This window comes from Streptomyces coffeae (assembly GCF_016741875.1).
Classification (GTDB): domain Bacteria; phylum Actinomycetota; class Actinomycetes; order Streptomycetales; family Streptomycetaceae; genus Streptomyces; species Streptomyces coffeae.
Genome location: NZ_JAERRF010000026.1, coordinates 39,044 through 65,324, shown reverse-complemented (window position 1 = coordinate 65,324; position 26,281 = coordinate 39,044). Strand labels below are relative to the sequence as shown.

Annotated in this window: 24 protein-coding genes and 1 pseudogene; 3 read left to right on the top strand and 22 right to left on the bottom strand. The window is 72.2% G+C overall.

Annotated features, from left to right (window positions below):
• Window positions 1-3 precede the first annotated feature (3 nt).
• The 12 genes and pseudogenes from JK363_RS32195 to proS form a co-directional block, all read right to left on the bottom strand.
• Window positions 4-537: an NUDIX hydrolase gene (locus JK363_RS32195; protein WP_201880724.1), complete on the bottom strand. Its 534-nt coding sequence runs from the start codon at window positions 535-537 to the stop codon at window positions 4-6.
• The gene (gene lepB, locus JK363_RS32190) at window positions 530-1,279 is read right to left on the bottom strand and encodes a signal peptidase I (RefSeq protein WP_201880721.1); all 750 of its coding nucleotides are present in this window, start codon (window positions 1,277-1,279) and stop codon (window positions 530-532) included. The genes JK363_RS32195 and lepB (JK363_RS32190) overlap by 8 nt, the downstream gene beginning before the upstream one ends.
• A gap of 146 nt (window positions 1,280-1,425) precedes the next feature.
• Window positions 1,426-2,517, bottom strand: coding sequence for a signal peptidase I (gene lepB / locus JK363_RS32185; protein ID WP_307821951.1), 1,092 nt, complete (start codon window positions 2,515-2,517; stop codon window positions 1,426-1,428).
• Between the two features lie 277 nt (window positions 2,518-2,794).
• Window positions 2,795-3,487, bottom strand: a pseudogene (gene lepB, locus JK363_RS32180) (signal peptidase I); the annotation flags it as partial.
• Complete coding sequence (gene lepB, locus JK363_RS32175; RefSeq protein ID WP_201880715.1) at window positions 3,480-4,328, bottom strand: signal peptidase I; 849 nt, start codon at window positions 4,326-4,328, stop codon at window positions 3,480-3,482. The gene lepB (JK363_RS32175) and the pseudogene lepB (JK363_RS32180), both read right to left, overlap by 8 nt.
• A gap of 62 nt (window positions 4,329-4,390) precedes the next feature.
• Complete coding sequence (gene rplS, locus JK363_RS32170; RefSeq protein WP_020868146.1) at window positions 4,391-4,741, bottom strand: 50S ribosomal protein L19; 351 nt, start codon at window positions 4,739-4,741, stop codon at window positions 4,391-4,393.
• 133 nt (window positions 4,742-4,874) lie between these two features.
• Window positions 4,875-5,696 (bottom strand): tRNA (guanosine(37)-N1)-methyltransferase TrmD, encoded by an 822-nt coding sequence (gene trmD, locus JK363_RS32165; RefSeq protein WP_201880713.1) that lies wholly within the window; start codon window positions 5,694-5,696, stop codon window positions 4,875-4,877.
• Window positions 5,693-6,262 carry a ribosome maturation factor RimM gene (rimM, locus tag JK363_RS32160; RefSeq protein WP_201880711.1) on the bottom strand — a complete coding sequence of 190 codons (570 nt, stop codon included), beginning with the start codon at window positions 6,260-6,262 and terminating at the stop codon, window positions 5,693-5,695. The genes trmD and rimM overlap by 4 nt, the downstream gene beginning before the upstream one ends.
• Window positions 6,263-6,344: 82 nt before the next feature.
• Window positions 6,345-6,584 carry an RNA-binding protein gene (locus JK363_RS32155; RefSeq protein ID WP_201880709.1) on the bottom strand — a complete coding sequence of 80 codons (240 nt, stop codon included), beginning with the start codon at window positions 6,582-6,584 and terminating at the stop codon, window positions 6,345-6,347.
• 2 nt (window positions 6,585-6,586) lie between these two features.
• Window positions 6,587-7,030, bottom strand: a complete 444-nt coding sequence (rpsP, locus tag JK363_RS32150) for a 30S ribosomal protein S16 (protein WP_201880707.1) — start codon at window positions 7,028-7,030, stop codon at window positions 6,587-6,589.
• 154 nt (window positions 7,031-7,184) lie between these two features.
• Window positions 7,185-7,778, bottom strand: a complete 594-nt coding sequence (locus JK363_RS32145) for a hypothetical protein (protein WP_201880705.1) — start codon at window positions 7,776-7,778, stop codon at window positions 7,185-7,187.
• A gap of 170 nt (window positions 7,779-7,948) precedes the next feature.
• A complete protein-coding gene (gene proS, locus JK363_RS32140) occupies window positions 7,949-9,364 on the bottom strand; it encodes a proline--tRNA ligase (RefSeq protein ID WP_201880703.1) in 1,416 nt (471 codons plus the stop codon).
• Window positions 9,365-9,644: 280 nt separating this feature from the next.
• On the opposite strand from proS, the gene JK363_RS32135 reads away from it, so the two are divergent.
• On the top strand, window positions 9,645-10,541 hold the full coding sequence (locus JK363_RS32135) for an SAM-dependent methyltransferase (protein ID WP_201880701.1): 897 nt from the start codon (window positions 9,645-9,647) through the stop codon (window positions 10,539-10,541).
• Window positions 10,542-10,655: 114 nt separating this feature from the next.
• Here the strand turns inward: JK363_RS32135 and ffh are convergent, their stop codons facing one another.
• The 5 genes from ffh to nsdA form a co-directional block, all read right to left on the bottom strand.
• Window positions 10,656-12,203: a signal recognition particle protein gene (gene ffh, locus JK363_RS32130; protein ID WP_201880699.1), complete on the bottom strand. Its 1,548-nt coding sequence runs from the start codon at window positions 12,201-12,203 to the stop codon at window positions 10,656-10,658.
• A 233-nt stretch (window positions 12,204-12,436) separates the two neighbouring features.
• The gene (locus JK363_RS32125; RefSeq protein WP_307821953.1) at window positions 12,437-14,956 is read right to left on the bottom strand and encodes a [protein-PII] uridylyltransferase; all 2,520 of its coding nucleotides are present in this window, start codon (window positions 14,954-14,956) and stop codon (window positions 12,437-12,439) included.
• Between the two features lie 149 nt (window positions 14,957-15,105).
• Window positions 15,106-15,444 (bottom strand): P-II family nitrogen regulator, encoded by a 339-nt coding sequence (locus tag JK363_RS32120; RefSeq protein ID WP_176180413.1) that lies wholly within the window; start codon window positions 15,442-15,444, stop codon window positions 15,106-15,108.
• Window positions 15,441-16,742 carry an ammonium transporter gene (locus JK363_RS32115; protein WP_201880695.1) on the bottom strand — a complete coding sequence of 434 codons (1,302 nt, stop codon included), beginning with the start codon at window positions 16,740-16,742 and terminating at the stop codon, window positions 15,441-15,443. The genes JK363_RS32120 and JK363_RS32115 overlap by 4 nt, the downstream gene beginning before the upstream one ends.
• Window positions 16,743-16,952: 210 nt before the next feature.
• The gene (nsdA, locus tag JK363_RS32110) at window positions 16,953-18,479 is read right to left on the bottom strand and encodes a transcriptional repressor NsdA (protein ID WP_201880811.1); all 1,527 of its coding nucleotides are present in this window, start codon (window positions 18,477-18,479) and stop codon (window positions 16,953-16,955) included.
• 445 nt (window positions 18,480-18,924) lie between these two features.
• Between nsdA and JK363_RS32105 the strand changes: the two genes are divergently transcribed.
• The gene (locus tag JK363_RS32105; protein ID WP_201880693.1) at window positions 18,925-19,596 is read left to right on the top strand and encodes a bifunctional DNA primase/polymerase; all 672 of its coding nucleotides are present in this window, start codon (window positions 18,925-18,927) and stop codon (window positions 19,594-19,596) included.
• Window positions 19,597-19,706: 110 nt separating this feature from the next.
• On the opposite strand, the gene ftsY is transcribed toward JK363_RS32105, so the two are convergent.
• From ftsY to JK363_RS32080, 5 genes are all read right to left on the bottom strand, one after another.
• Window positions 19,707-20,933 (bottom strand): signal recognition particle-docking protein FtsY, encoded by a 1,227-nt coding sequence (gene ftsY / locus JK363_RS32100; RefSeq protein ID WP_201880692.1) that lies wholly within the window; start codon window positions 20,931-20,933, stop codon window positions 19,707-19,709.
• Between the two features lie 33 nt (window positions 20,934-20,966).
• On the bottom strand, window positions 20,967-21,635 hold the full coding sequence (locus tag JK363_RS32095) for a response regulator (protein ID WP_201880691.1): 669 nt from the start codon (window positions 21,633-21,635) through the stop codon (window positions 20,967-20,969).
• Window positions 21,625-24,201 carry a histidine kinase gene (locus JK363_RS32090; protein ID WP_236076269.1) on the bottom strand — a complete coding sequence of 859 codons (2,577 nt, stop codon included), beginning with the start codon at window positions 24,199-24,201 and terminating at the stop codon, window positions 21,625-21,627. Before JK363_RS32090 ends, JK363_RS32095 begins: the two co-directional genes overlap by 11 nt.
• A gap of 1 nt (window position 24,202) precedes the next feature.
• Entirely contained in the window at window positions 24,203-24,490 is a 288-nt protein-coding gene (locus JK363_RS32085; RefSeq protein WP_201880690.1) for a hypothetical protein, read from the bottom strand.
• Window positions 24,491-24,631: 141 nt separating this feature from the next.
• Window positions 24,632-25,054: a YqxI family protein gene (locus JK363_RS32080; protein WP_215911478.1), complete on the bottom strand. Its 423-nt coding sequence runs from the start codon at window positions 25,052-25,054 to the stop codon at window positions 24,632-24,634.
• 236 nt (window positions 25,055-25,290) lie between these two features.
• Here JK363_RS32080 and JK363_RS32075 point away from each other — a divergent pair, with 236 nt between their 5' ends.
• Window positions 25,291-26,271 carry an LLM class flavin-dependent oxidoreductase gene (locus JK363_RS32075; protein ID WP_201880688.1) on the top strand — a complete coding sequence of 327 codons (981 nt, stop codon included), beginning with the start codon at window positions 25,291-25,293 and terminating at the stop codon, window positions 26,269-26,271.
• Window positions 26,272-26,281 lie beyond the last annotated feature (10 nt).

Sequence of the window (26,281 nt, the reverse complement as noted above, 5' to 3'; positions counted from 1 at the left end):
GCGTCAGACGCGCTCAGTCTCCAGGATCACCGGTGCACTCGGGGGTCCCTCGACGAGCAGCGTACGCAACAGCTCCGGCAGGCGGGTCGGATATACCGGTTCGCCCACCGTGGCCAGCTCCTCCGCGGTCCACCACCGCAGCCCGGCCACACTGCGCCGCTCCAGCTCCGTCAGCCCCTCACCCTCGACCGTCGCGGTCTGCTCGGTACGCCCCAGGAAGTACCATTCGTCCTGATCCCAGCGCTGTCCCGCGAAGGGGAACGAGCAGATCCGCCGCCACAGCAGCGGGCCGAGCCGTACATCGGTGATCCCGGTCTCCTCCGCCAGTTCCCGCCGGGCCGCCTCCTCGCGGCTCTCCTCGCCTTCCAGGCCGCCGCCGGGCGTGAACCACCAGGTCCTCGACGGATCGTCCGGTTCATAGCCGTGCAGCAGCAGAATCCGGTCCTGCGGGTCCAGCAGCACCACCCGGGCCACCTGCCGCAGCGGGCGCTCGTCCGCGCCGGCCCGCGGAATCCGTCCGGCCGCCCCGTCAGCCACGCGCCGTCACCGTCCCCCGTGGTTCCTCGCGCCGCGCGGCACCGGCGCGCCTGCGGCGGGCGATCGGCCCGTACGCCGCCCCCGCCAGGATGAGCACGGCGCCGCTGACGACCGCGATCACCATCAGCCGCAGCGGTCCCTGCTGCGAGACCCCGCCCGGCAGCGCCTCGAACGTCCGCGGCCGCTCGAGCATGCCGAAGCTGCCCAGAGGCCAGGCAGTGGCGTCGACCCGGGCGCTGACCGCGCTCCGCGGCACGGCCCCGTGACCGCTGTCGGTGAGGTGCACCCGTGAGTCGAGCGAATCGCTGCGGTGGTCGCCCATCAGGAACAGCCGCCCCTTGGGCACCGTGGTGGTGAAGCCGGTCAGCGACGCCTGGTCCTTCTTCTCCAGATACGGCTCGTCGAGCGCCTTGCCGTCCACGCTCAGCCGCCCCTGCTTGTCGCAGCACACGACCTTGTCACCGCCGACGCCGACCACCCGCTTGACCATGGGCATCGCGCCCCAGACGGCGTCCTGGAAGACCACCACGTCACCGCGGCGCACCTCGTCGCCGTCGATCCGCTGCGCCAACACGCGGTCGTCCTTGCCGATGGTGGGCGCCATGGAGTCGGTCGGGACGGTGTACGGCTTGTAGATCACCGCGGCCCAGGCGAATCCGCCCAGGAACAGCACACAGCCGAGGGCCACCGCCACTCCGGACAGCAGGCTTCCGAACCTGCCCTCCCCCACCGGTCTGCTCATTCCCGTGCTCCCGCCTTGCGCACCGACGTCAGAAGATCAGGTTCCGCGTGCCCGAGGACACGGGACCGCACCTTACCCGCGGTAGGCGCCCGGCGTCAGCAGTGGGATGCGGCGGGGAAGCCCTGCAACAGCGGCAGACCAGCAGGTCAGCCGTCCCGCCCCGCCCTGGCGATCAGCCTGCGCCGCCGCCACAGCACGATCGGCAGCGCGCCCGCGAGCCCGCCGGCCGTCGGCGCCAGCGAGGCCGCCGCGCTCAGCCCCGGCTGGTCGAAGGTGCCGGGCACGGACAGGGAGCTCCAGCGGTCGACCGGCCAGGCGACGACGATCGCGCGCCCGACGACATCGTCGACCGAGACTGTGCCGTTGTGCAGGTTCTGGTGGTAGCGCGAGTCCAGCGAGTCCTGACGGTGGTCGCCCATCACCCAGATCCGGCCCTCGGGCACCTTGACCGGCCCGAACGGCTTCTCGTCACAAGGGGTGTTCCCGGGGAAGATGTACGGCTCGTCCAGCGCCTTGCCGTTCACCATGACCTTGCCGCCGCGCTTGCACGAGACGGTGTCCCCGCCGACCGCGATGACCCGCTTGATCAGGTCCTTCTCCTCGGCCGACGGCATCAGCCCGATAAAGCTCAGCGCCTTCTGGATGCCCTCGGCGACCGGTCCGGAGTCCTGCTTCTCGGTCTCGCCGAGCCAGCCGCCCGGGTCATGGAAGACCACCACCTCACCGCGCTGGGGCTCGGAGCCGAACCACGGGGTGAGCTTGTCCACCAGCACCCGGTCGCCCCGCTGCAAGGTGTTCTGCATCGAGTCGGACGGGATGGAGAACGCCTGCACCAGGAAGGTCTTGATCAGCAGCGCCAGCAGCAGCGCGATACCGACCAGGATCGGCAGCTCCTTCCAGAAGGAGCGCACCTTCTTCGGGCCCTTGCCGCTAGCGCTCCTCGCCCCCGGCGCGGCCTCGCCGCCGGAACGGCCGGGCGCCCCGGAGGAATCCTCCGGCGCCACGCCCTCCGCGGAGTCCTGGGGATCGGTGGACCCCGAGCGATCCGAGGGATCCGCCGCGGTCGCACGGTCCGCGCCGCCGGGCCCGGCCGGGGCGCCGGAGGCCCCGTCCGTGGGCGCACCGGTCTCTGACGCCGTGTCCGTGCCGTCCCCGTTCACAGAGGTCTCTCCCCTTGTCCCGGGTCGCCGCTCGGGCTCTTCGTGACCGGATCGTGCGCCGACCGCCAAATCCCCCACATCCACTCCTCACGCCTGACTGCCGCCTGCTCCACGAACGGCGCAGGACCACCACTCCCATAACGAGCGGGAGTTCCGCAGGGGTCGGGAGCTGGACCATTCCTTGCTGATCCATGGGGGACAGCCTATGCGGCGCGCCCTGCGCCTGTGTCTCCCCACTCGGCGCGTCCTTCACCGAGGCGTACGTTCCGGGCTCCTCCAGCTTCCGCATATGGCCGAACGGCCAGGCGATCACCACGGCGCGGCCGACCACCATGTCGTCCGAGACGGTGCCCTGGCCCGGCTCGTCCAGATGGACCCGGGAGTCCGCCGAGTTGGAGCGGTGATCGCCCATCACAAAGATCCGCCCCTTGGGGACGGTCACCTTGAACTGGCGCTGCGAGGGCTCGTTCCCCGGGTGCAGATACGGTTCGTTCAGCGGCGTTCCGTTGACGGTGACCTTGCCGTCGGAGTCACAGCACGCCACCGTGTCACCGCCGACCCCGACCACCCGCTTGATCAGGTCCTGCTCGTTGTCCGACGGCAGCAGACCGATGAAGGTCAGGAACTGCTTGCCCTGCTTGATGACCGGCGGATCGTCCTTGGGCGGCTTGCGCTCGTCCTCGAGCCAGCCGCCGGGATCCTTGAACACCACCACATCGCCGCGCTCCGGCTTCGAGCCGAACCACGGTGTGAATTTGTCCACCAGCACCCGGTCGCCGATGCGGATCGTCTGCTCCATCGATCCGGACGGAATCACAAACGCCTGCACCAGGAAGGTCTTCAGCACCAGTGCGATCACCAGTGCCACGCCCACCAGGATCGGTATCTCCTTGACCTTGGAGCGTTGGCGCCTGCGCTTGATACGGCGCTGGATCTTGCGCCGCTCGGCACGCCCGCCCAGCGGGCGCTCCCCGGGACGCGGCGCCTCCGGTTCCGGCGGCGTGCCCGCGCGGCGCTTTCCGTATCGGGGTCGTCCACGGCTACCCATGCGCGCCGCCGGGTTCCGCGCCGTGCATGACACCGGGCTGGGGCACTCTGGCGAAGGTCTCCGGCCGCTCCAGCCGGGACCAGCGGCCGACCGGCCAGGCGATCCAGTCGGCACGGCCGATCACCTGGCCGACGGGGACGGTGCCCCCGCCGGGCGCACCGAGATGGTCACGTGAGTCACGGGAGGCGGAGCGGTGGTCGCCCATCACCCACAGCCGCCCTTCCGGCACCACGATGTCGAACGGCACACGCGAGGGGCTGTCCCCCGGGCGCAGATAGTGCTCGTTCACCGGTTGACCGTTCACCTCGATCCTCCCCCGCTTGTCGCAGCAGGTGACCCGGTCACCGCCGACGCCCACCACACGCTTGATGTAGTCGGACTCGGCCGGGGCGGCCAGTCCGACCGCCGCGGCCGCCTTGCGGAGCACTCCGGTCACAGGGTTCCCCGACGGCTTCTCGCCGAGAAAGGAACCCGTTCCGTCGAACACCACAACGTCACCGCGGCGCGGATCGTCCCCGAACCGGTAGGCGAGCTTGTTCACCAGGACCCGGTCCCCGGGCCGCAGGGTGTTCTCCATCGAGCGGCTGGGGATCAGGAACGGCTGGACCACCCAGCCGCTCACCAGCAGGACCAGCACGGCACTGAGTGCCGTGACCACTCCCGCCCGCCGCCAGGGCCCACCTCCGGTCAGCCACCCGAGCGCACGCCGGGCAGGCCGGGGCGCGGCGGCGGTCTCTTCCGCGGCATCGCCCGGCGCATGCGAAGAGCGCGACCGCTCCTCGTGCTCCGTCGAGGAGCGGGAGGCGCGGTCGCGCTCCGTGAGCTGTCCTTCGGTGTCCATCGGGCCAGAGCCTATCCGCCCCGGCCGGATGATCCGGCGGTAGCTCAGTAGTCGCGCAAAACTCAGCTCTCGCGCTTCTCCTTGATCTTGGCGGCCTTGCCGCGAAGGTCGCGCAGGTAGTACAGCTTCGCACGGCGCACATCACCGCGGGTGACGACCTCGATCTTCTCCACGATCGGGGTGTGCACCGGGAAGGTGCGCTCGACGCCGACGCTGAAGCTCACCTTGCGGACGGTGAAGGTCTCACGCACACCGGAACCCTGGCGGCGGATGACCACACCCTTGAACTGCTGCACACGGGAGCGGTTGCCCTCGATGACGCGCACGTGCACGTTGACCGTGTCACCGGGACGGAAGGTGGGGATGTCGCTGCGCAGCGACGCGGAGTCGACGGTGTCGAGCAGGTGAGACATGATCGTCTGCTTTCCTCGCTGATGCCACAGGTCATCAGCGGCATATCGGATGTTGATTCGGAGTGCCGCCCTCATCGGGTGGGCGTCGATCCCCCTGTGGCAGGGGCGCCGCGCCCGGACGTACGGCAGCGACCTATTCTTCCACGGCGCGGTCCGAGCGCCCAAATCCGCCCTCGGGGAGCTCCTGCCAGCCCAGCTCGACCAGGGTCTTCCGGTCGTGCTTGTCCAGCGCCGCGGGGTCGCAGCGCTCGATCAGATCGGGGCGGTTGACGCTGGTACGCCGGAACGCCTCGTCCCGCCGCCATCGCGCGACCTTGCCGTGGTGCCCGCTGACCAGCACCTCCGGGATACCGCGGCCACGCCACTCGGGAGGCTTGGTGTAGACCGGCCCCTCCAGCAGATCGGCCATGGCACCGGGCGCGAAGGAGTCGTCGCGGTGCGACTCGGCGTTGCCCAGCACCCCGGGCAGCAGCCGGGCGACCGCCTCGGTGATGACCAGGACCGCGGCCTCGCCACCGGCCAGGACGTAGTCGCCGATGGAGACCTCGTGGACCTCGAGGTGCTCGCCGTACTCCTCGATCACCCGCCGGTCGATGCCTTCGTAACGGGCGGGCGCGAAGATCAGCCAGGGGCGCTCGGCCAGCTCCACGGCCAGCGCCTGGGTGAACGGACGCCCACTCGGCGTCGGCACCACCAGCACCGGCCTGGCCGGCCGCTCGGCCTCCCCCGAGGCGAGGATGGAGTCCAGCGCCTCACCCCATGGCTCGGGCTTCATCACCATGCCCGGACCACCGCCATAGGGGGTGTCGTCCACCGTGTGGTGCCGGTCGTGCGTGAAGGAGCGCAGATCGTGGACGCGGACGTCCAGCTGTCCCCGGGCGCGCGCCTTGCCGACCAGCGAGACGTTCAGCGGCTCCAGGTACTCCGGGAAGATCGTGACGACATCGAGCCTCATGACGACGCGCCCTCGTCCGACGAGGAGTCCCCGCGGCTGCCGGCGATCTCGGCCTCGGCGTCGTTCAGCAGCCCCGGCGGCGGGTCGATCACCGCCCGCTGCGCCTCGAGGTCGATCTCCGGCACCACCGCGGAGACGAACGGGATCATCACCTCACCGCCGTCCGGACGCCGGACGATCAGCAGGTCCTGGTACGGCAGATGGGAGATCTCGGAGATCCTGCCGACCTCGGTCCCGTCCACGGTGACCACATCGAGGTCGATCAGCTGGTGGTCGTAGAACTCCTCGGGGTCCTCGGGGACTTCCTCCGGGTCGACCTCCGCGATCAGCAGGGTGTTGCGCAGCGCCTCCGCGCCGTTGCGGTCCCGGACGCCCTCGAAGCGCAGCAGCAGCCGGCCGCTGTGGACCCGGCCGGTCTCGATGGTCAGCGGCCCGGCCGAGACGGGTTCGGTGGCCAGCACGGCGCCCGGGGCGAGCCTCAGCTCCGGCTCGTCCGTACGGACCTCGACGGTGACCTCACCCTTGATCCCATGGGCACGGCCGATCCTCGCCACAACCAACTGCACGTGTCCGATGTCCCTTCACACACACGGGCCGGGGACGGCCCATGGCCCTCCCCGGCCCATGCCGGTGCTCTCTTTGATCGCCTCAGCGGATCTGGTCCACGTCGACGAGGTCGACGCGGATCCCACGGCCGCCGATGGCGCCCACGACGGTCCGCAGGGCACGCGCGGTCCGGCCGTTGCGGCCGATCACCTTGCCGAGGTCATCGGGGTGCACCCGGACCTCCAGCACTTGCCCGCGACGCAGGTTGCGCGAGGCGACCTGCACGTCGTCGGGGTTGTCGACGATGCCCTTCACCAGGTGCTCGAGGGCTTCCTCGAGCATCGTCAGGCCTCGGTCGACGCGGTGGACTCAGCGGCCTCGGCCGCCTCGTCCGACTTCTTCTCGGACTTCTTCGCCTTCTGGGTGATGGCCTCACCCTTCGGCTCGTCACCGGCGTCCTTGGCGGCGGCCTCGAACAGGGCGCGCTTGTCGGCCTTCGGCTCGGCGACCTTCATCGGAGGCGGCGCCGGCAGGCCCTTGAACTTCTGCCAGTCGCCGGTGACCTTCAGCAGGGCCAGCACCGGCTCGGTCGGCTGCGCGCCGACCTTCAGCCAGTACTGCGCGCGCTCCGAGTTGACCTCGATGCGCGACGGGTTCTGCACCGGGTGGTACAGACCGATCTCCTCGATGGCCCGGCCGTCACGGCGGGTACGGGAGTCGGCGATGACGATGCGGTAGTGAGGCGAACGGATCTTGCCCAGACGCTTCAGCTTGATCTTGACTGCCACGGGAGTGGTGTCTCCTGGTCTTGACGTGGTTGAGCACGCGAAGTGCCACGTGGGGTTGTGGTACCCGAGTGCCCGATGGACGCGCCAGCCGGAGGAGAGAGGGGTCCTGGTCGACTGTCGAGTACAGCGGACCATTGTGCCACACCGCCGCCGGTCAGCCGACCGCAGCCACCGCCTCCGGGATGCGGAACGGCTTGCCGCATCCACCGCACATGATCGGCGCCTGCGCCAGCACCGACGGCACGACGCGGACATTGCGCCCGCAGTCGCACACGGCCTTGACCCGGACGCCGCCGCCGGACGAGCCGTGCCGCGCGGCGGGCCCGCGGAAGGTGCGCGAGGTGTCGGCGGTGGTCGCGACGGTGTGCGCCTTGAGGGCGCGCTGAAGTCTCTCGATGGTGGTCCGGTAGCGCTTTCTCGCCTCGGGGCTGAGGGTGACCAGCGAGAAGCCACTGCTGGGATGTGGCTCCTCGGGATGGTCCAGCCCGAGCTCCTCGGCGATCGCCAGGAACCGGCGGTTGTGGTAGCGGCCGGCGCGCGAGGTGTCACGGACACCGCGGGCAGCGGCGATGCCATGGACTGCCTCGTGCAGCAGCCGTTCGAAGGAGAGCTCGGCGCCACATGCGGACGACGACTCTCCGATCAGCGATTCGGGCGCGGCGAGATCCGGCAGCTCGGGGTGGTGCCGTTGAATATCGGCCCACGCCTGCGCCAGCTCTGCGGCGAGAACAGGTGGTGTCGTGCTCACGTCGTGCTAACGAGCAGGAGCGGCCCGGTGTTCCGATTCCGGGGCATCCCAAATAATTTGCACGTACCAGTCAGTTCACGTGATGTGCCGCGACGAGGGCGGGTGCGCCGATGTGCGGAGGAGCCGCCCACCGCGCATCAACCCGGTACGTACCGGCTCAGCGGTCCCGCTCAGTAGGCGCGCGCGACGTAGGCGACGTTACCCGGAGCGTCGTCCGCGTCCGGCACCGACCCGTCCTCGGCGACCAGACACCGTACGGACACCGCCTGCGCGGCGAGCGCCGCCTCGCCCTCCGGCCCCAGGTCCGCCCACCGGATCCGGGCCCAGCCGCCCGCGGTCGCGGCCTCCGCGGCCTCCTCGATCGTCGCCGCGTCCGTGGTCCGCGCCTCGCGGCGGTCCCGCGCCTGGCGCAGCAGCAGCGCCTGGTCCTCCTCGAGCGTCCCCGGCACCAGTTCGGCCAGCCGCTCGACGGGCACCGGCTCCTTGCCGCCCGGGATCCGGCGCGCGAGCATCGCGGTACCGCTCTCCAGGTCGCGCGGGCCGATCTCGACCCGGACCGGCACCCCCTTGAGCTCCCAGTCCACCGCGCGGCGGCCGAACGGGGTGTCCGCGCGGTCGTCGACCCGCACCCGCACCCCGGCCGCCGTCAGCCGGTCGCCGATCTCCCGGACCCGGGCGAGCACCGCGTCATCGCCCTTGACGGCCATGACGACGGCCTGCACCGGGGCCAATCGGGGCGGGATCCGCAGGCCCTGGTCGTCACCGTGCATCATCACCAGCGCGCCGATCATGCGGGTGGTGCTGCCCCAGGATGTCTGCCACACCAGCTCCTGCTCGCCGTCCCGGGACAGATAGCTGGTGTTGAAGGCGCGGGAGAAGTTCTGGCCGAGCTCATGGCTGGTGCCCAGTTGCAGAGCCTTGCCGTCGCCCATCATCCCTTCCAGAGTGAGGGTGTTGAGCGCTCCGGCGAACCGCTCCGCGGCGGTCTTCCGGCCCAGCACGACATCCATGGCGAGCACGTTCTCCATGAAGTCGGCGTAGACATGGCGGTGGATGCGGGCCGCGAAGTCCCGGGCGTCCTCGTAGGTGGCGTGGGCGGTGTGGCCCTCCTGCCAGAGGAATTCGGTCGTCCGCAGGAACAGCCGCGGCCGCAGCTCCCAACGGACCACATTGGCCCACTGGTTGATCAGCAGCGGCAGATCGCGATAGCTCTGCACCCACTTGGCGAAGTACTCGTTGACGATCGTCTCGGAGGTGGGCCGGACGACCACCGGTTCCTCCAGCTCCTTGCCGCCGCCGTGGGTGACGACCGCGAGCTCGGGCGCGAACCCCTCGACGTGATCGGCTTCCCTGGTCAGATACGACTGCGGGATGAAGAGCGGGAAGTACGCGTTCTGCGTGCCGGTCGCCTTGATCCGGGCGTCCATGTCCGCCTGCATCCGCTCCCAGAGCCCGTATCCGTACGGTCGGATGACCATGGTGCCGCGCACCGGGCCGTTGTCGGCCAGCTCGGCCTTGTTGATCACGTCCTGGTACCAGCGGGGGAAATCCTCCGCCTGCGGGGTGAGTACGGGAGCTTTCGCCATGGCGCCGATCGTACGGCGGCGGCACACAGAACCGTGAATCGGGCCAAAAGGATCCGGCTGGAGCGGACGGCGTCCCCGGGGGCGGCCCCGGGAGCAGCGCGGACGCACAGGAGTGCGGGGGCGCACGGAGGGGGCACGCAAGCACGGCCGTGAAACCTCTGGACGCGGGCACGGATGGGGAGTTCCCTGGCATACGGGGGTGGGACGCCACAGCGCACGACGGCGGATGGAAACCGGATCTGACGACGGCACGTGCTCTTCGCTGATTGGGGCCCTTTCGATGACATCTACGCTCGTCCGGCGGCGCCGCCCGCACCCCTCCTCGTCGCACACCGCGGATCCCGGCACCCGCACCCGCGACTGGGCGGAGATCCAGGAGCGGATGCTGGTGCCGTTGTACGAGGCCGTGTACGAACGGCTGGACGTCGGCGCCGGGACCCGGCTGCTGGGCCTGGGCTGCGGCTCGGGCCTCGCGCTCCTCATGGCGGCCGCGCGGGGCGCGGCGGTCTGCGGAACCGACACCGACCCGAGCCGTCTGGAGCTGGCCCGGAAGCGGCTGGCGGCCGCGGGCGGACCGCGCGGTGCGGACACGCCCCCGGCGCGGCTCGGGCTCGGCCACCCGGACCCCGCCTGGGCGCGGGAGGCGGCGGAGGCGGCCGCGGACGCGAGGGCGACGGCGGGGTTCACCGTCGTGACCGCCTTCGAACCCCTGCCCGCCCTGGGGACGGCTCCCGGGGCGGCGATGGCCGCCGCGGTGTCCGCGCTCACGGCGGCCACGGCGCTCACCGAGCGCGGCGGGGCCGTGGTGCTGGCCGGATGGGGCCCGCCGGAGCGGTGCGCCACCTCGTCGGCCCTCCGGGTGGGCGCACGGCTCGCGGACCCGATGTGCGCCCCGGACCGCTGGCGGCCATGCGGCAGGGACGACCTGGAGCGGCTGGCCGAGCACGCCGGACTGCGGCCCGACGGCTCGGGCCGGGTGGCCTGTCCGTTCGGTTACGCGGACATGGACAGCGCGGTGCGCGGACTGCTGTCGTCCGGGCTGTTCGACGCGGCGGAGCGGGCCACGGACCCGGCGCAGGTCGCCAAGGAGATCGCCGAGGCGCTGCATCCGCATCAGCGGGCGGACGGGACGGTGTGGATGCCGAACGTCTTCCGCTATCTGATCGCTCGCGTCTGACCGTTCGCGTCTGACCGTCCTTGTCCAGCCGACCGGTGGTTTCCGGCCGGGAAACGCGCCGGGCCCCTGCTGTCCACGCAGGGGCCCGGTGCCGGGGCTTTCGCCCTGGTGGGCTCAGCCCATGAACTTCTTGAACTCGTCGGGCAGTTCGAAGTCCTGCCCGCCCTGGCCGCCCGGCATGCCGAACGCGCCGCCCTGCTGGCCCGCCTGCTCGCGGCGCGCCGCGGCCGCCTGCTCCTCGGCCTTGCGCTTCATGGGGTTGCCGCTGCGCTGCTTGCCCTTGACCTTCTTCTGCTGCTTGCCCTTGCGCTTCTGACCGCCGCCCATGCCCGGCATCCCGGGCATCCCCGGCATGCCGCCCTGGGCCATCTTGGACATCATCTTGCGGGCGTCGAAGAACCGCTCCACCAGGTTCTTCACCGCGCTCACCTCAACACCCGAACCGCGCGCGATACGGGCGCGGCGCGAGCCGTTGATGATGTTCGGGTCCTGGCGCTCGGCGGGCGTCATCGACTTGATGATGGCCGCGGTGCGGTCCACATCCCGCTCGTCCAGGCTGTTGATCTGCTCCTTCATCTGGCCCATGCCCGGCAGCATCCCGAGCAGCTTGGAGATGGAGCCCATCTTGCGGACCTGCTCCATCTGGGCCAGGAAGTCGTCGAGCGTGAACTCCTTCGGCCCCTTCGCCAGCTTGGCCGCCATCTTCTCGGCCTCTTGCTGGCTGAAGGTCTGCTCGGCCTTCTCGATCAGGCTGAGCATGTCGCCCATGCCGAGGATGCGGGAGGCCATGCGGTCCGGGTGGAACGCGTCGAAGTCGTCCAGCTTCTCGCCGTTGGAGGCGAACATGATCTGGCGGCCGGTGACATGCGCGATGGACAGCGCGGCACCACCGCGCGCGTCGCCGTCCAGCTTGGAGAGGACCACACCGTCGAAGCCGACGCCGTCACGGAACGCCTCGGCGGTGTTGACCGCGTCCTGACCGATCATCGCGTCGACGACGAACAGGACCTCGTCCGGGCGGACCGCGTCGCGGATGTCCGCCGCCTGCCGCATCAGTTCCTCATCGATACCGAGCCGGCCGGCGGTGTCGACGATCACGACGTCGTGCTGCTTGGTACGCGCGAACTCGACCGAGTCCTCGGCCACCTTGACCGGGTCGCCCACACCGTTGCCCGGCTCCGGGGCGAAGACCGCGACCTCGGCACGCTCGGCGACGACCGCGAGCTGGTTGACGGCGTTGGGGCGCTGGAGGTCACAGGCGACCAGCAGCGGTGCGTGGCCCTGCCCCTTCAGCCAGCGGCCCAGCTTTCCGGCGAGCGTGGTCTTACCGGCACCCTGGAGACCCGCCAGCATGATCACGGTCGGCGGCTGCTTGGCGAAGCGGAGGCGGCGGGTCTCGCCACCGAGGATGCCGATCAGCTCCTCGTTGACGATCTTGATGACCTGCTGGGCGGGGTTCAGCGCCTGGGAGACCTCGGCGCCCGTCGCCCTCTCCTTGACCTGCTTGATGAAGGCCCGGACGACGGGAAGCGCGACGTCCGCCTCGAGCAGGGCGATCCGGATCTCGCGCGCCGTGGCGTCGATGTCCGCCTCGGAGAGGCGGCCCTTGCCCCGGAGGTTCTTGAAAGTCGCTGCGAGGCGATCGGAGAGGGTATCGAACACGGTGGTCGCGAATCCTTCGGTCGGCTGTCGGGTCGGCGGTCGGCCTCCAAGGGTATCCGCCCGCCGCGCGAACGGTCTGCCCCCGTGCCATGGCCGCCGCGCCGGGGTCACATCCCGCCACCGGCCCCCGCACGGAACCACGGCCACCGGGCCCGGCTCCGCCGCCCGGCGGGCCCGATCGTCCCGCACCAGCCCCTTGGCGGGGCGGGCGCGGCGCCCTCACACGGGGCCCACTACCCCAGTGCCCGCTGAACCTCCTGGGCGACCTCCGCCGCGCGGATGGGCTGCAACGGCGCTCCGGCCGTATCGGTGACGTAGAACGCGTCCACGGCGTTGGCACCGAGCGTACTGACATGGGCACTGCGGACCGTCACCCCCGCGTCCTCCAGGGCGCGGCCGATGCGGTGCAACAGGCCGGGCGCGTCCTGGGCGCGGACCTCGATCACCGTGGCGAGCTGGGAGCTGCCGGGGGCGACCGTGACGCGCGGCGGCGGGGCGTGCACCCCGCGGCGGCGCGGGTACTTCCGGTACGCGGCCTCGCGCTCCGCGAGCCGGGCGACGATGTCCAGCGAACCGTCCAGGGCCCGCATCAGGTCCTCGCGCAGCCGGGCGGCCTGCGGCAGCGAGCCGTACTCGGCCGCCACCCGCCAGCTCAGCAGCAGGACGTCACCGCCCCGGCCCGAGCCGTTCGCGGCCGGGCCGCCCGCCCCGTCCAGCTCCGGTGGCAGCTCCAGGGCGCGCAGATCCGCCGCGCGCACCGTGAGCCGGTGCAGCGCCAGCACCCCGGCCGCCGTGGCCAGGACACCGGGCTGATCGGGCACGGCGATCAGCAGCTCGACGCCGATCGGCTCCGGCCCCGGCTGATCACCCCCGTCGGCATCGGCCGCCCCCGCGTCCGGCGGCAGTGCCTCGGACCGGGTGTGCAGGGCGAGCACCGGGCCGCCGGTGCGCCGTGCCTCGATCGCCAGCCGCTCCTGTTCGGCCGTGGTCTGCTGCGGGGCGGTCCGGTCCGCGCCGGGCTCGCCCGCCAGCACCGCAGCGACCCGCTTGACCAAGTCGGCGACGAGCGAGCCGCGCCAGGCGCTCCACGCCGCCGGACCGGTGGCCAGCGCGTCCGCCTCGGTGAGGGCGTGCAGCAGCTCCAGCGTGACGGGCCCGCCGACGGCGTCGGCGACCGACCGCACCGTGGCCGGATCGTCCAGATCACGTCGGGTGGCCGTCTCCACCAGCAGCAGATGGTGGCGGACGAGGGTGGCCAGCACGGTGACATCGGCGCGGTCGAAGCCGATGCGGGCGGCCATGTCCCGCACGATGGTCTCCCCGGCCACCGAGTGGTCACCGGGCCAGCCCTTGCCGATGTCGTGCAGCAGCGCGGCGACCAGCAGCAGATCGGGGCGGCCGACCCGGCGGCTGAGCGCGCTGGCCCGGACGGCCGTCTCGACGAGATGACGGTCGACGGTCCAGCGGTGCACGGGGTTGCGCTGTGGACGGCAGCGCACCCGCTCCCAGTCCGGCAGCAGCCGGGTGATCAGACCCTCCGCCTCCAGCGCCTCCCAGACCGTGACCGTGGACTCCCCCGCGCCCAGCAGGGTGACCAGCTGTTCCCTGGCCTCGGGCGGCCACGGCACCGGCAGCGGGTGCGCGGCGGCGGCCAGCCGCCGTACGGCGTGCAGCGAGAGGGGAAGCCCGGCCTGGGCGGCGGCCGCGGCGGCCCGCAGGGGGAGCACGGGGTCGCGCTCGGGGCGTGCGGTACGGGCGAGCACCACCTCGCCATCCTGTTCGACGACGCCTTCGGCGAGCGGGCTGCGCTCCCCCGCGTCCGCACCCGCACCGGCGGCCCGGCCGCCGCGGCCGCCGAGCAGCCCGCGCAGCCGGGGGCGGGGCGCGGAGCGGGCGCGCAGCACCCGCTCGACCTCGCGCCAGGTGACATCGCCGGCGTAGCCGATGGTCCGCGCCGACTCGTAGACCTGGCGCAGCAGGGCGTCGGCGTCGAGCAGTCCGAGAGCGGACGCGACCTGGTCCTGCTCCTGGAGCGCAAGCCGGTCGGTGGCGCGGCCGGTGGACAGATGGAGGGCGTCACGGGCGTCCAGCAGCCGCCGCCGTGCGTCGGCGAGGCCCTCACGCGGGGCGTCGGCGAGCCAGGAGGCGGCGATGGCGCGCAGGGCGGTGGCGTCGCGCAGTCCGCCGCGCGCCTCCTTCAGATCGGGCTCCAGCAGGAAGGGCAGCTCACCGTGGCGCTGGGCGCGCTCCTGGCACAGCTCGTGCAGCTCGGGCAGCCGCTTGGGGGCCTGGGCCCGCCAGTCGGCGAGGACGGCGGTGCGCAGGCCCGCGGTGAGCGCCGGGTCGCCCGCGATATGCCGGGCGTCGAGCAGCCCGAGCTGGACCTTGAGGTCCTCGCCCGCGGTCCTCCGGGCCTCGTCGGGGGTGCGGACGGAGTGGTCGAGGGCGAGCCCCATGTCCCAGACCGGGTACCAGACCTGGTCGGCGAGGGCGGCGAGGGCGCCGCGGTCCGCGGAGCCGTCGTGGAGCAGCAGCACATCGAGGTCGCTGCGCGGGGACAGCTCACCGCGTCCGTAGCCACCGACGGCGACCAGCGAGACGCCCGTGCCGGTCCCGGCGGCCCGCTCTCCCGCGCTGAGCAGCGCGGTGAGCCACTGGTCGGTGAGTTCGGCGAGGGCGGTACGGCGCGGCGGCCCGGACCGCGACTCCTCCTGGAGGAGTCGCAGCCGGGCCGCCGCGTAGCCGCCGGGCACCGAGCCCTGGGGCGTGTTCGTCGTGTTCGTCGTGTTCTTGACGGGACGGGTCGTGTTCTCGACGCGGTCCGTCGTGGTCTCGACGCTGTCCGTCAACTCGGCTCCCTGTGCGCTGGCGTCCGGTCGGTGCAAGAGGGCGGTACGGGCCCTCAGAGGGCGTCCGGGCCGCGTTCTCCGGTGCGGACCCGGATCGCGGTCTCGACGGGGACGCTCCAGACCTTTCCGTCCCCGATCTTTCCGGTGCGGGCGGCCTTGACCACGACCTCGATGAGGTCGTCGGCGTCCTCGTCCTCGGCCAGTACCTCGATACGGACCTTGGGCACCAGGTCGACGGTGTACTCCGCGCCCCGGTAGACCTCGGTGTGGCCGCGCTGGCGTCCGTATCCGCTGGCCTCGGTGACGGTCAGGCCCTGGACGCCGAACGCCTGGAGGGCTTCCTTGATCTCGTCGAGCCGGTGCGGCTTGACCACTGCGGTGATGAGCTTCACGCGTCCACCTTCTTGTCCTGCGATGTCTTCTGCGGCGCGGCGGCGCCGGTGTGGGAGTTGCTGACGGTCGGCACCGTACTGCGGGGCGATCCGCCGACGCCGCTGAAGTCGTAGGCGGTCTCGGCGTGGAACGCCTGGTCGATGCCGCTGACCTCGTCGTCCTCACTGGCCCGGAATCCCATGGTCGCGTGGATGAGCTTGGCGAGGACATAGGAGGCGACGAACGAGTAGCCGAGCACGGTGAAGGCGCCCAGCGCCTGCTTGCCCAGCTGCTCCATGCCGCCGACACCGTCGGTGGCGAGGACGCCGACCAGGAGCGTGCCGACGACGCCGCCGACCAGGTGGACGCCCACCACGTCCAGCGAGTCGTCGAAGCCCAGCTTGTACTTGAGGCTCACGGCCCAGGAGCAGAGGACGCCCGCGACGAGGCCGATCACGATCGCGCCCCAGGGGTCGACCGCCGCGCCCGAGGGGGTGATGGCGACCAGGCCCGCGACGGCTCCGGAGGCGGCGCCCAGCGTGGTGAACGCGCCGTGCCGGATGCGCTCGTAGGCGAGCCAGCCGAGCATCGCGACACCGGTGGCGATCTGGGTGTTGAAGGCCATGTTGGCGGCGGTCTCGTTGGCGGCGAGGGCCGAGCCGGCGTTGAAGCCGAACCAGCCGAACCACAGCAGACCGGAGCCCAGCATCACCAGGGGCAGGCTGTGCGGACGCATCGGGTCCTTCTTGAAGCCGATGCGCTTGCCGAGCACCAGGGCGAGGGCGAGTCCGGCGGCGCCCGCGTTGATGTGGACCGCCGTGCCGCCCGCGAAGTCGATCACTTCCTTCTTGAACAGCCAGCCGTCGGCCTGCCACACCCAGTGCGCGACCGGGAAGTAGACAACCGTGACCCACAGGGTGATGAACAGCGTCCACGCGCCGAACTTGACGCGGTCGGCCACGGCGCCGCTGATCAGCGCGGGGGTGATCACCGCGAACATCAGCTGGAAGAGCGCGAAGGCCAGGACCGGCACGGCGTCGGGCTTCTCGCCCCACAGCGACGTCGGGTCGATGCCCTTGAAGCCGATGTGGTCGAAATTGCCCAGCAGGCCACCGCCGATGTCATCGCCGAAGGCGAGTGAGTAGCCGAACAGCACCCACAGCAGGGAGACGACGCCCAGCGCGATGAAGGACATCATCAGCATGTTGAGGGTGCTTTTCACCCGCACCATGCCGCCGTAGAAAAAGGCCAGGCCAGGGGTCATCAGCATCACGAGTGCGGCGCTGATCAATACGAATGCGGTATTTGCGCCATTCAAAGTGGACGTCTCCTCGAAGCGACGGCCCGTGCGGGCAGAACATCAAGTGGGCCGGTTATGCGCCACGAGATTGGCGCAGCACCGTTTCAGTCGATGCCACTCGATGTTTCACGGCAGTGACGAAGGACGCGGGAGTGTTACGCGCCGATGAACTGCCGTCGCCGGGTCCGATCGCTCCGTTACCGTCCGGCCACCTCGGGATGCGCTCCGTCAGACGGCCTGGGTGGCGCCCGCTCCCTCGGGGGTGTCCGGCAGCAGGGTCACCAGCCGGTCACTGAGCGCGGCGATCTCCGGGACCTCGCCGAACTGGCGCACCGCGGTGTCCACGGTCTTGCGCAACCGGTTGTTCACCCGCTCCGAGCGGACCCGCTTGGCCAGCGGCAGCGCCTTGTCCGCGATCGCCGCGCACTGCTCGGGCTCCTTCTGGAGGAGGTGGACGGTGGCCATGCCGATCAGATTGAGCGCATACGAACGCTGGTGGCCGCCGCCCTCGCCGTGGTCGGTCTCCTGGCCGAAGAGCTGCACGGCCTTGCGCATGACCGGTTCGGCGAGCTGTGCGTAGGTGGGGCTGCGCCCGGCCACATAGGCGAGGTCGCGGTAGGAGTGGGCGTTCTCCGCGTTGAGCTCGGCCTCGGAGAAGAAGCCGATCCAGTCCGGGTCGCCGTCGCCCGCTGCGCGGTCCGCGAAGGTGTCCTCGGCCATCTTCACGGCGCGGTGGCATTTGCTGGGCTGGCCCATATTGGCGTACGCGCGGGCCTCCATCGCATACAGCATGGCCTGGGTGCGCGGGGTGGCGCTCTCCCGGCTGCCGTACTGGGCGAGGTGGATCAGCTCCAGGGCGTCGTCGGGCCGTCCGACATGGATCATCTGACGGCTCATGCTGGAGAGGATGTACGAGCCCAGCGGGCGGTCCCCGGATTCCTTCGCGGCGTGCAGCGCGAGGACGAAATACTTCTGGGCGGTGGGCTGGAGCCCGATGTCATAGCTCATCCACCCGGCCAGCTCGGCCAGTTCCCCGGCGACCTTGAACAGCCGCTTGGACACGGCCTCCGGATGCGGCTCCTGCAACAAGTCGGTGACCTCGTGGAGCTGGCCGACCACCGCCTTGCGGCGCAGCCCGCCGCCGCACTGGGCGTCCCAGGCGCGGAACATCTTGATCGTGGACTCCAGCAGCTCCAACTCCGGCTCGGAGAGCCGGGAGACGCGCCGCGAGCGCGCCTTGTCCGCCGGATGCGCGCCGCCGACCGGTCCGGCGGGCGAGGGCACCAGCCAGCGCTGCATCGGCTCGATCAGAGCGGGGCCCGCGGAGAGCGCGAGGGAGGTGCCGAGGAAGCCGCGCCGGGCGAGCATCAGATCGCTGCGGGAGAACTCACCGATCAGCGCGACCGTCTCGGGCCCGGCCCAGGGAAGGTCCACTCCGGACACGGACGGTGACCGGTGGGCGGCGCGCAGACCGAGGTCCTCGATGCCCACCACACAGCCGAAGCGCTCGGAGAACAGCTCGGAGAGAATCTGCGGAATCGGCTCGCGCGGCTGCTCGCCGTCGAGCCAGCGGCGCACCCGCGAGGTGTCGGTGCTGATGTGATGAGCACCTAACTGCCGTGCTCTGCGGTTGACTTGGCGCGCCAGCTCCCCCTTCGACCAGCCGCTGCGCACAAACCACGAGCCCAACTGCGCGTTGGGACGCTTCTCAGCACCGCCGCCGCTGTCGCCCACTGGAAGGCCCCCATCCCACATGTCTTCCCGAACCGCCACCAGAATGCCTTCTGTCACGGTCAGTTGTCCCCGCGATACGGCTCATCAACCGTCGGGGACGCGAACCGCCTTATGCCTCTGGCATGTACCGATCCGCACTCTGCCCATGCTCAGGCCGTGCTCCACCGAGCACGGGGCCCAGGGTTCATGCACTCAAAGTAATCCTACGATCACGCCTCCGGTGGGGTGGTTCGCAAAAACGCCACCATTCGCCACCCCTTCGAATGAACCCCTTTGCCGATTCACACGATTCACTTGACACCGGGGCGACCGGAGGCGGTGAAGGGGTGCACACCGGGGCGCATGAGTCGCACCCCACCACCCCCGTCACACCGGAGCGCACCGTCGTCGCTCCCGTGTCGGCGACGGAGCGTCATCACCGCGCTCCGGCTCGTAACCATCGAGTGCGCGACCCGTTGGAGGGGGCATGGGCTTCACGATCGGCGGCATCCGGGACATGCGGTCCGCCTCACGGCGCCGTGGCCGTATGTCCGAGTCCACGACGGTGGCGGAGTACACCGGTCTGTGGGGCTGGGACGTGGTGCCGGGCGCACGGGCGGCGCGCGGTGCGGGCGCCGGCAGAAACGAATGTTCATGCGGGGCGGACGACTGCGCCTCCCCCGGCGCCCATCCGCTCTCCTTCGCCTCCCCCGTCCCGGCGGGCGCGACGCTCGACGCCGCCGCGGCGGCGTGGGAGGAGATCCCCGGTGCCGCCGTCCTGCTGCCCGTGGGCCGGGCGTTCGACGTGCTGGAGGTATCGGAGTACGCGGGGCGCCACGCGCTGGTCCGGCTGGAGCGGATGGGGCTGCCGCTGGGGCCGGTGGCGGTCACCCCGCACGGGCGCGCGCAGTTCTTCGTGGCCCCCGGCGCCGCCCGTGAGCTCCCCGAGCTGCTCTACCGGATGGGCTGGGACGACGCCGAGCTGGATCTGCGCTGTCTGGGGCCGGGCGATCACATCACCGCCCCGCCCTCCGACCTCGGCGGTCTCGGACCGGTCCGCTGGCTGCGCCCCCCGGCCCTGGACACCGCGGGCTGCCCGCCGCACGCCCGGCTGGTCCTGGGCACGCTCGCCTATCTGAGCCATCGCGCGGGTGCCTGAGCCGTCCCTCCCGGCTCCGGCCACCCGGGCCCCATGAGCGCGGGGCGGACCGGAGAGTCTCCGGTCCGCCCCGCGCTCATGGGAACCCCCGGGGGGTCTCCCCGGCCCGCTCAGTCGCCGATCAGCGCGTCGACGAACGCCTCCGGCTCGAACGGCGCGAGATCGTCCGAGCCCTCGCCCAGACCCACCAGCTTGACCGGTACGCTCAGCTCGCGCTGGACCGCGATCACGATGCCGCCCTTGGCGGTGCCGTCCAGTTTGGTCAGCACGATGCCGGTGATGTCCACGACCTCCGCGAAGACCCGCGCCTGCACCAGACCGTTCTGCCCGGTGGTGGCGTCGAGCACCAGCAGCACCTCGTCCACCTCGCCGTGCTTCTCCACGACCCGCTTGACCTTGCCCAGCTCGTCCATGAGACCGGTCTTGGTGTGCAGCCGGCCCGCGGTGTCGATCAGGACGACATCCGCGGTCTCGGCGATGCCTTCCTTCACGGCGTCGAAGGCGACCGACGCAGGGTCGCCGCCCTCGGGGCCCCGGACGGTCCGGGCGCCGACCCGCTCGCCCCAGGTCTGGAGCTGATCGGCGGCGGCCGCGCGGAAGGTGTCGGCGGCGCCCAGCACGACCGACTTGCCGTCGGCGACCAGCACCCGGGCCAGCTTGCCGGTGGTGGTGGTCTTGCCGGTGCCGTTGACGCCGACGACCATGACGACGCCCGGCTTCTCCTCGCCGTTCACCCCCACACCGCTCTCGGTGTGCACCGTGCGGTCCGCGCTGGTGCCGATGAGGTGCAGCAGTTCCTCACGCAGCAGCCCGCGCAGCTCATCGGGGGTACGGGTGCCGAGCACCTTGACGCGCTCACGCAGCCGCTCGACCAGCTCCTGGGTCGGGGTGACGCCGACGTCGGCGGTCAGCAGGGTGTCCTCGATCTCCTCCCAGGTGTCGTCGTCGAGGTGCTCCCGGGACAGCAGGGTCAGCAGCCCCTTGCCCAGTGTGGTCTGGGAGCGGGACAGCCGGGCGCGCAGCCGGACCAGCCGTCCGGCGGTCGGCTCCGGAACCTCGACCGGCGGGACCTCGGGCACGGCGGGCGCGGGCGCCTCCGCCGTCGCGGCCGGGGCGCCGGACCCCGGCAGGTCCACCTCCTCGATGGTCCTGCGCGGTTCCTCACGCGGGGTTTCGGCCTCCTCGCCGACATGCGGTTCGGCGGGCGGCGCGGTGACGGACGGGCTGCTCGGCGGGGCCGTGGGCAGCTGCTTCTTCTTGCGGCTGGTGACCACGAACCCGCTGATCGCGGCGACCGCGATCACAGCGATGACTACAGCAAGGATGACGTATTCCATAACGCACCCAGTATCAGCCACGAGCCGGAGAAGTCATTCGCCCCCGAGCCCGGCTTCCCGGGCGCGTACGATCGCCTGCGCGCGATCATGCACCTGGAGCTTGGCGAAAATGGACCCGACGTGATTGCGCACGGTCTTGTCCGTGACCACCAGCCGCTGGGCGATCTGGCGATAGCCGAGCCCGCGCGCCAGCAGATCCAGGACCTCGCGCTCCCGCGCGGTGAGGGTGGGGAACGCCTGCTTCGCGGACGCCGAGGCGGAGGCGCCCAGCAGCACCCCGAGCCGTTCGGCCATCCGCGGGCTGAACACCGCGCCGCCGCGCGCCACGGTGTGCAGCGCCCTGAGGATCTCGTCCCGCCCCGCGCCCTTGAGGAGGTAGCCCCGCGCCCCGGCGCGCACGGCGGCCAGCAGGCTGTCGTCGTCCTCGGACATCGTCATGACCATCACCCGTGCTTCGGGACGGCCGCACAGGATCCGCCGCGTCGCCTCCAGCCCGGACCGCCCGGGCAGCCCGAGATCCATCACGACCAGATCGGGCCCGGTCCGCGCCGCCTCGGCAACGGCCTCGTCCGCGCAGGCCGCCTGCCCGACGACGCTGAACGCGTCATCGAGATTGACGGCCGCGGCCAGCCCCTCCCGGAACAACGGATGGTCATCCACCAGCAGCACCCGCCACTGCGGCGCCTCCGCGTCAGCTGTCACCGTCCCGGCGTCCTCTCTCCGGCTGGTACGGACTCATGGGGTGCCCCGGATGCCCGCGCGCCGCGTGCGCGTCCGCCGTCGGCGCGGGCGCGCCCGCCGCGGGAGACGCGACCGCGCGGGGCGCGGATGGCCTCTCGTGTGCCGCCTGAGGCGCGGACGGGTCGGCGGACACGAGCGGCGCGGGCGGAGCGGGCTCCGGCGGCGGCCCGGTGGGCGATGGCGGCGCGGGGCTCCGGCCCGGTGGGCAGAGCGCCGGTGACACCGGCGCGCGGTGGGCTGCGCGTGCTGCCGGTCCGGAGGGCACTGGCCCTGCGGGGGGCAGGAGCTCGCCCGGCGACGCGGGCCCTGCTGGCGCGGACGCCTCCCACGAGACCGCGCGGGGCGCCGGTGGCCTTTCAGGTGCCCCCCGAGGCGCGGGCGCTCCGCGCGATGGTGGCGGCCCCGGTGGGGGCGCCGGGACCGCGGTGCGGGCGCCGCAGGATTCGTGGCCTGTCGTCTTCTTGCGATGGGCCTCGGGGTTGCCGTCCTCTCCGGGTCCGGCCAGCGGGAGCACCGCGTGCACCACCGTGCCCGTGGCCGAGCCGGTCACCGTACAGGAGCCGCCGATCTCCTCGGCACGTTCGGCCACCGAGGCGAGGCCGACGCCGGGCACCGCGGTCTCGCGCAGACCGCTGCCGTCGTCGGTGACCTTCACCTGGAGGGTGTCCGGGCCCGCGGTCAGCTCGATGTGCACCTGGCGCGCCCGGGCGTGGCGTACCGCGTTGGTCAGCGATTCGGCGGCGATGCGGTAGGCGGCCGTCTCGACGCCGGGCGACAGCGGCGGCAGGGCGAGGGGGCGGCTGCCCACACTGACCCGCAGCCCGTCGACGCCGAGCCGGTGGCCCAAGTCCCGTACCGCACCGGCCAGTCCGCGGTCGGCCAGTGCGGCCGGGGCGAGCCCGGAGGTGATCCGGCGCACCTCGACCAGGGCCTCGGCGAGTGTCTCGGCGGCCTCGCACAGCTGTGAGCGGGCGGGATGGCCGGGGTCGCAGGAGGTGTGGGCGATGTCCAGGCGCAGCCGTACGGCGGCGAGTTGGGGGCCGAGGCCGTCGTGGATCTCCCGGCGCAGCCGGCGGCGCTCCTGTTCGCGGGCGAGCACCAGCCGTTCCCGGGCCGCCTGGGCCTCCTCGGCCAGGCGCAGTGCGGCGAGCGCGGGGGCGGCCTGGTCCGCGAGGAGGGAGAGCAGCCCGCTGTCGCGTCCGGCGGGGGTGCCGGACGCGTCGCGGGAGACTTCGAGCCGGCCGACGGGGCGGCCGTGGTGACGCAGCACAAAGGTTTGCACCGGGCCGGTGAGCGGCGCTCCGGCGGCGGCCAGCCGCCGTGGCCCGGCGCGGGTGTCGACGCTGACGGCGGCGCCGGAGACGCCGAGGTCCTCCACGGCGCTGCGGCAGATCTGCTGGGGCACCTCGCCCGGGTGCGGGGCCTGTTGGAGGCGTACGGCCAGGGCGCTGACGGCTTCGTGCGGGCGGGCGCGCGGCCCGTAGAAGGCGCGCTCGACGCGGAGGGTCAGCCAGCGGGCGCTGGGCCGCAGGGCCCAGCCCAGTACGAGGGCACAGCCCGCGGTGAGGGTGGTGGCGCCGCTGCGGACGGAGGGGATCCCGGCCTGGACGGCGACCACGGCGCAGACGACCACGGCGGCCAGGGAGGTGAGGACGAAGGCGCGGGCGAGGCGGTGGCTGGTGGAGCGGTCCAGCCGCCATATACCGGTGCGGGCGACGCCGAGGCAGATGGCGGCGGCCCAGACCGCGCTGCCCACGGTGCGGGCGACGATGGTGGGCATGCCCTCGCCCCATTCGGTGAGCAGCAGGGAGACACAGGCCGGGTAGGCGGCGGCCAGCAGGGCCCAGTCGCGGCGTTCGGCGCCGCGGGAGTCGGCGGCGTGCCAGCACAGGGCGGCGGTCACGGCGACGGACACGGTGCGCAGCACCCAGGGTTCGGCCTCGGCGTAGGTGCCCAGATGGTCGAAGGCCCACTGTCCGCAAACGGTGCCGAAGGCGGGGTTGGGGACGCTGCCCACCAGGGGTTCGCTGATGAGCCACAGCACCGCGTAGCCCAGCCAGTAGGCGGAGGCGCCCACGCTCATGGCCCACCACTGCCACCGGCGACGGGCACCGCGCGGGAACAGCCACAGCGGCAGCAGCAGAACGGTCAGCGGGCGGCAGGCCATCTTTCCCGCGGCCAGCAGCAGCGACACCACGGCGCCGGTGGTGCCGAGGTCGGCGATGCCCAGCAACTCGCCCACGGCGGAGGGCAGCAGCCACAGGGCTCCGGCCACCAGCAGCACGCTGCCGTAGCGCCGGGCGGACCGTTCGGCGAGCAGCAGCACCCCGACCCCGAGGACGGGGATGCCGACGGCGATCCGGGTCAGCACGGCGGCGCCGCGCGGACGCGGGTAAGTCAGCGAGAACCACTGGTCGTTGACGCGCAGCAGCCCGGCGAGCCAGCCCGCCAGCACCACCACGAACAGCGCCGACACCCCGCCCGCGGCCTGGACGGCGCGGTCCTTGGGCAGTGCGGCACGCCTCATGTCAGCGGGCGGGCGCGTGGTGCGGCGCTCCGGCGCGGGACCGGCCGCCTCGCACCCACAGCGTGACGTTCGCATCGCCGCGGCCGGGGCGGCACTTGTACTCGTCCCACCTGTTCTTGCGGAGCCCTTCCCTGCCCGCGCGCTGACACGCCCCGCTGGTGTCGAAGTGCCCCGCCTCGCGCCAGGAGGTACTCCCGGACGCGGTGGCCGGGGAGGCGGCGGCGTTCCACAGGACGGCTCCAGCGAGCAGGCCGAGCGCGAGGGTCGCGCGGGTCGGGGAAGGGCGCATGGTCAATCTCCTTGTTCTCGCCCCCGTGCACTACCCGTCGCCACGGCGCTGAAGTGCGAGGAAACCCCGGCCCACCCGAACCGGTGACCTCCTAGCACCCGCGTTCCGTTCAGGGCGGCGGGAGTTGGGGGCGAGCGGGGTTCACCACACGAACATCAGGACGGTGACGGCGATGTCCTCCGCCTCCGCGTAGCACAGGCCGATCCGCATCAGGGCGAGCATGATCGGCTGGGCGGCCCAGGTCTCCAGCGAGTCGAGGAAGCGGGCGAGCCGGTGGGCGTACCGGCGGACCATGGCCGTCTCCCGGGAGCTGAGCCGGGCGAGCAGTTTGGCCAGCAGTGCGCCGCCGTGGCGCAGGGCGATCACCACCAGCCGCTGCCGGACCAGCCGGGCCACGGCGGGGTCGGGGTTCCCGGGGGAGCAGAGGAAGGTCCGGGCGGCTTCGAGTTCGGCCTCGAGTGCCGCGTCGCCCTCCGGAGTGCCGGTGCCGTTGAGCCGGACCCGGACGATCAGATCGTCGATGTCGGACCCGGTGATGAGGTGTGGTTCCCCCGTGCTGATCATCACGCGCCGCTCCTTGGGTTGCGGGATGTGTGCGGGACACGGCCCGCGGAGCGGGCCGTGTCCACGATGGGCCGCCCCGCGTCCCAGGCACATGAGTCATCCGTCCCGGCCTGCCCGTGCGCGGGGGCGGGCGCAGGTGGCTCTCCCGTCCGCCGTACGGCGATGGATATTTGACGGATCGTCAGTTACCGTCGCACTCCCCCCGGGCGCCGCCCGGGACGAAGGGGAGATCCGCCATGCCCGTCACGGTCGTACGGCTCAATCTCGTCGATCCCGCCGCCACCCCCGGTTCCCTGTCCGGCCGCTACCGCGCCGCCCTGGAGATGGCGGCCTACGCCGACGAGCGGGGCATCAGCACCGTCCAGACCGAGGAACACCACGGGTCCACCGACGGCTGGCTGCCCGCGCCGCTGGTGTTCGCGGGCGCGGTGCTCGGCGCGACCCGGCGGATCACGGTGACGGTCTCCGCCCTGATCGCCCCGCTGTACGACCCGCTCCGGCTGGCCGAGGACATCGCGGTGCTGGACCTGGTGAGCGGCGGACGGCTGGTGACGGTGGCCGGGATCGGCTACCGCCCGGAGGAGTACGCGGCGCACGGACGGGACTGGGCGCGGCGCGGGGCGCTCCAGGACGAGGCGCTGGAGACGCTGCTCGCGGCGTGGACGGGCGAGCCGTTCGGCTACCGGGGCCGTACGGTGCGGGTGACCCCGCGCCCGTCCACCCGGCCGCATCCGCCGCTGCTGGTGGGCGGCGGCTCGCGGGCCGCGGCGCGCCGGGCGGCCCGGCTGGGCCTGCCGTTCTTCCCCAGCGCCCATCTGCCGGAGCTGGAGGCGTACTACCACGCCCGGCGGGCGGAGTACGGCACCGAGGGCTGGTGTCTGATGCCGCCGGAGACCACTGCGCTGCTGCATGTGGCGGAGGATCCGGACCGGGTCTGGGCGGAGTACGGCCGTCATCTGCTGCACGAGGCACGGACCTACGCGTCCTGGCAGCCGGAGGGGCAGCGTTCGGCGGTGCGCTCCCGGGCCCAGGACACCGCGGCGCTGCGCGAGGAGGGCGTCTACCGGGTGGTCACACCCGAGGAGTGTGTGGCCCTTGCGTCGCAGGGACTCACGAGCCTGGTGCTGCATCCGCTGTGCGGCGGGATGCCGGTGGAGGAGGGCCGGCGTTCGCTGCGGCTGTTCGCGGAACGAGTACTGCCCCGCCTCAAGGACTGAGGCGGGGCAG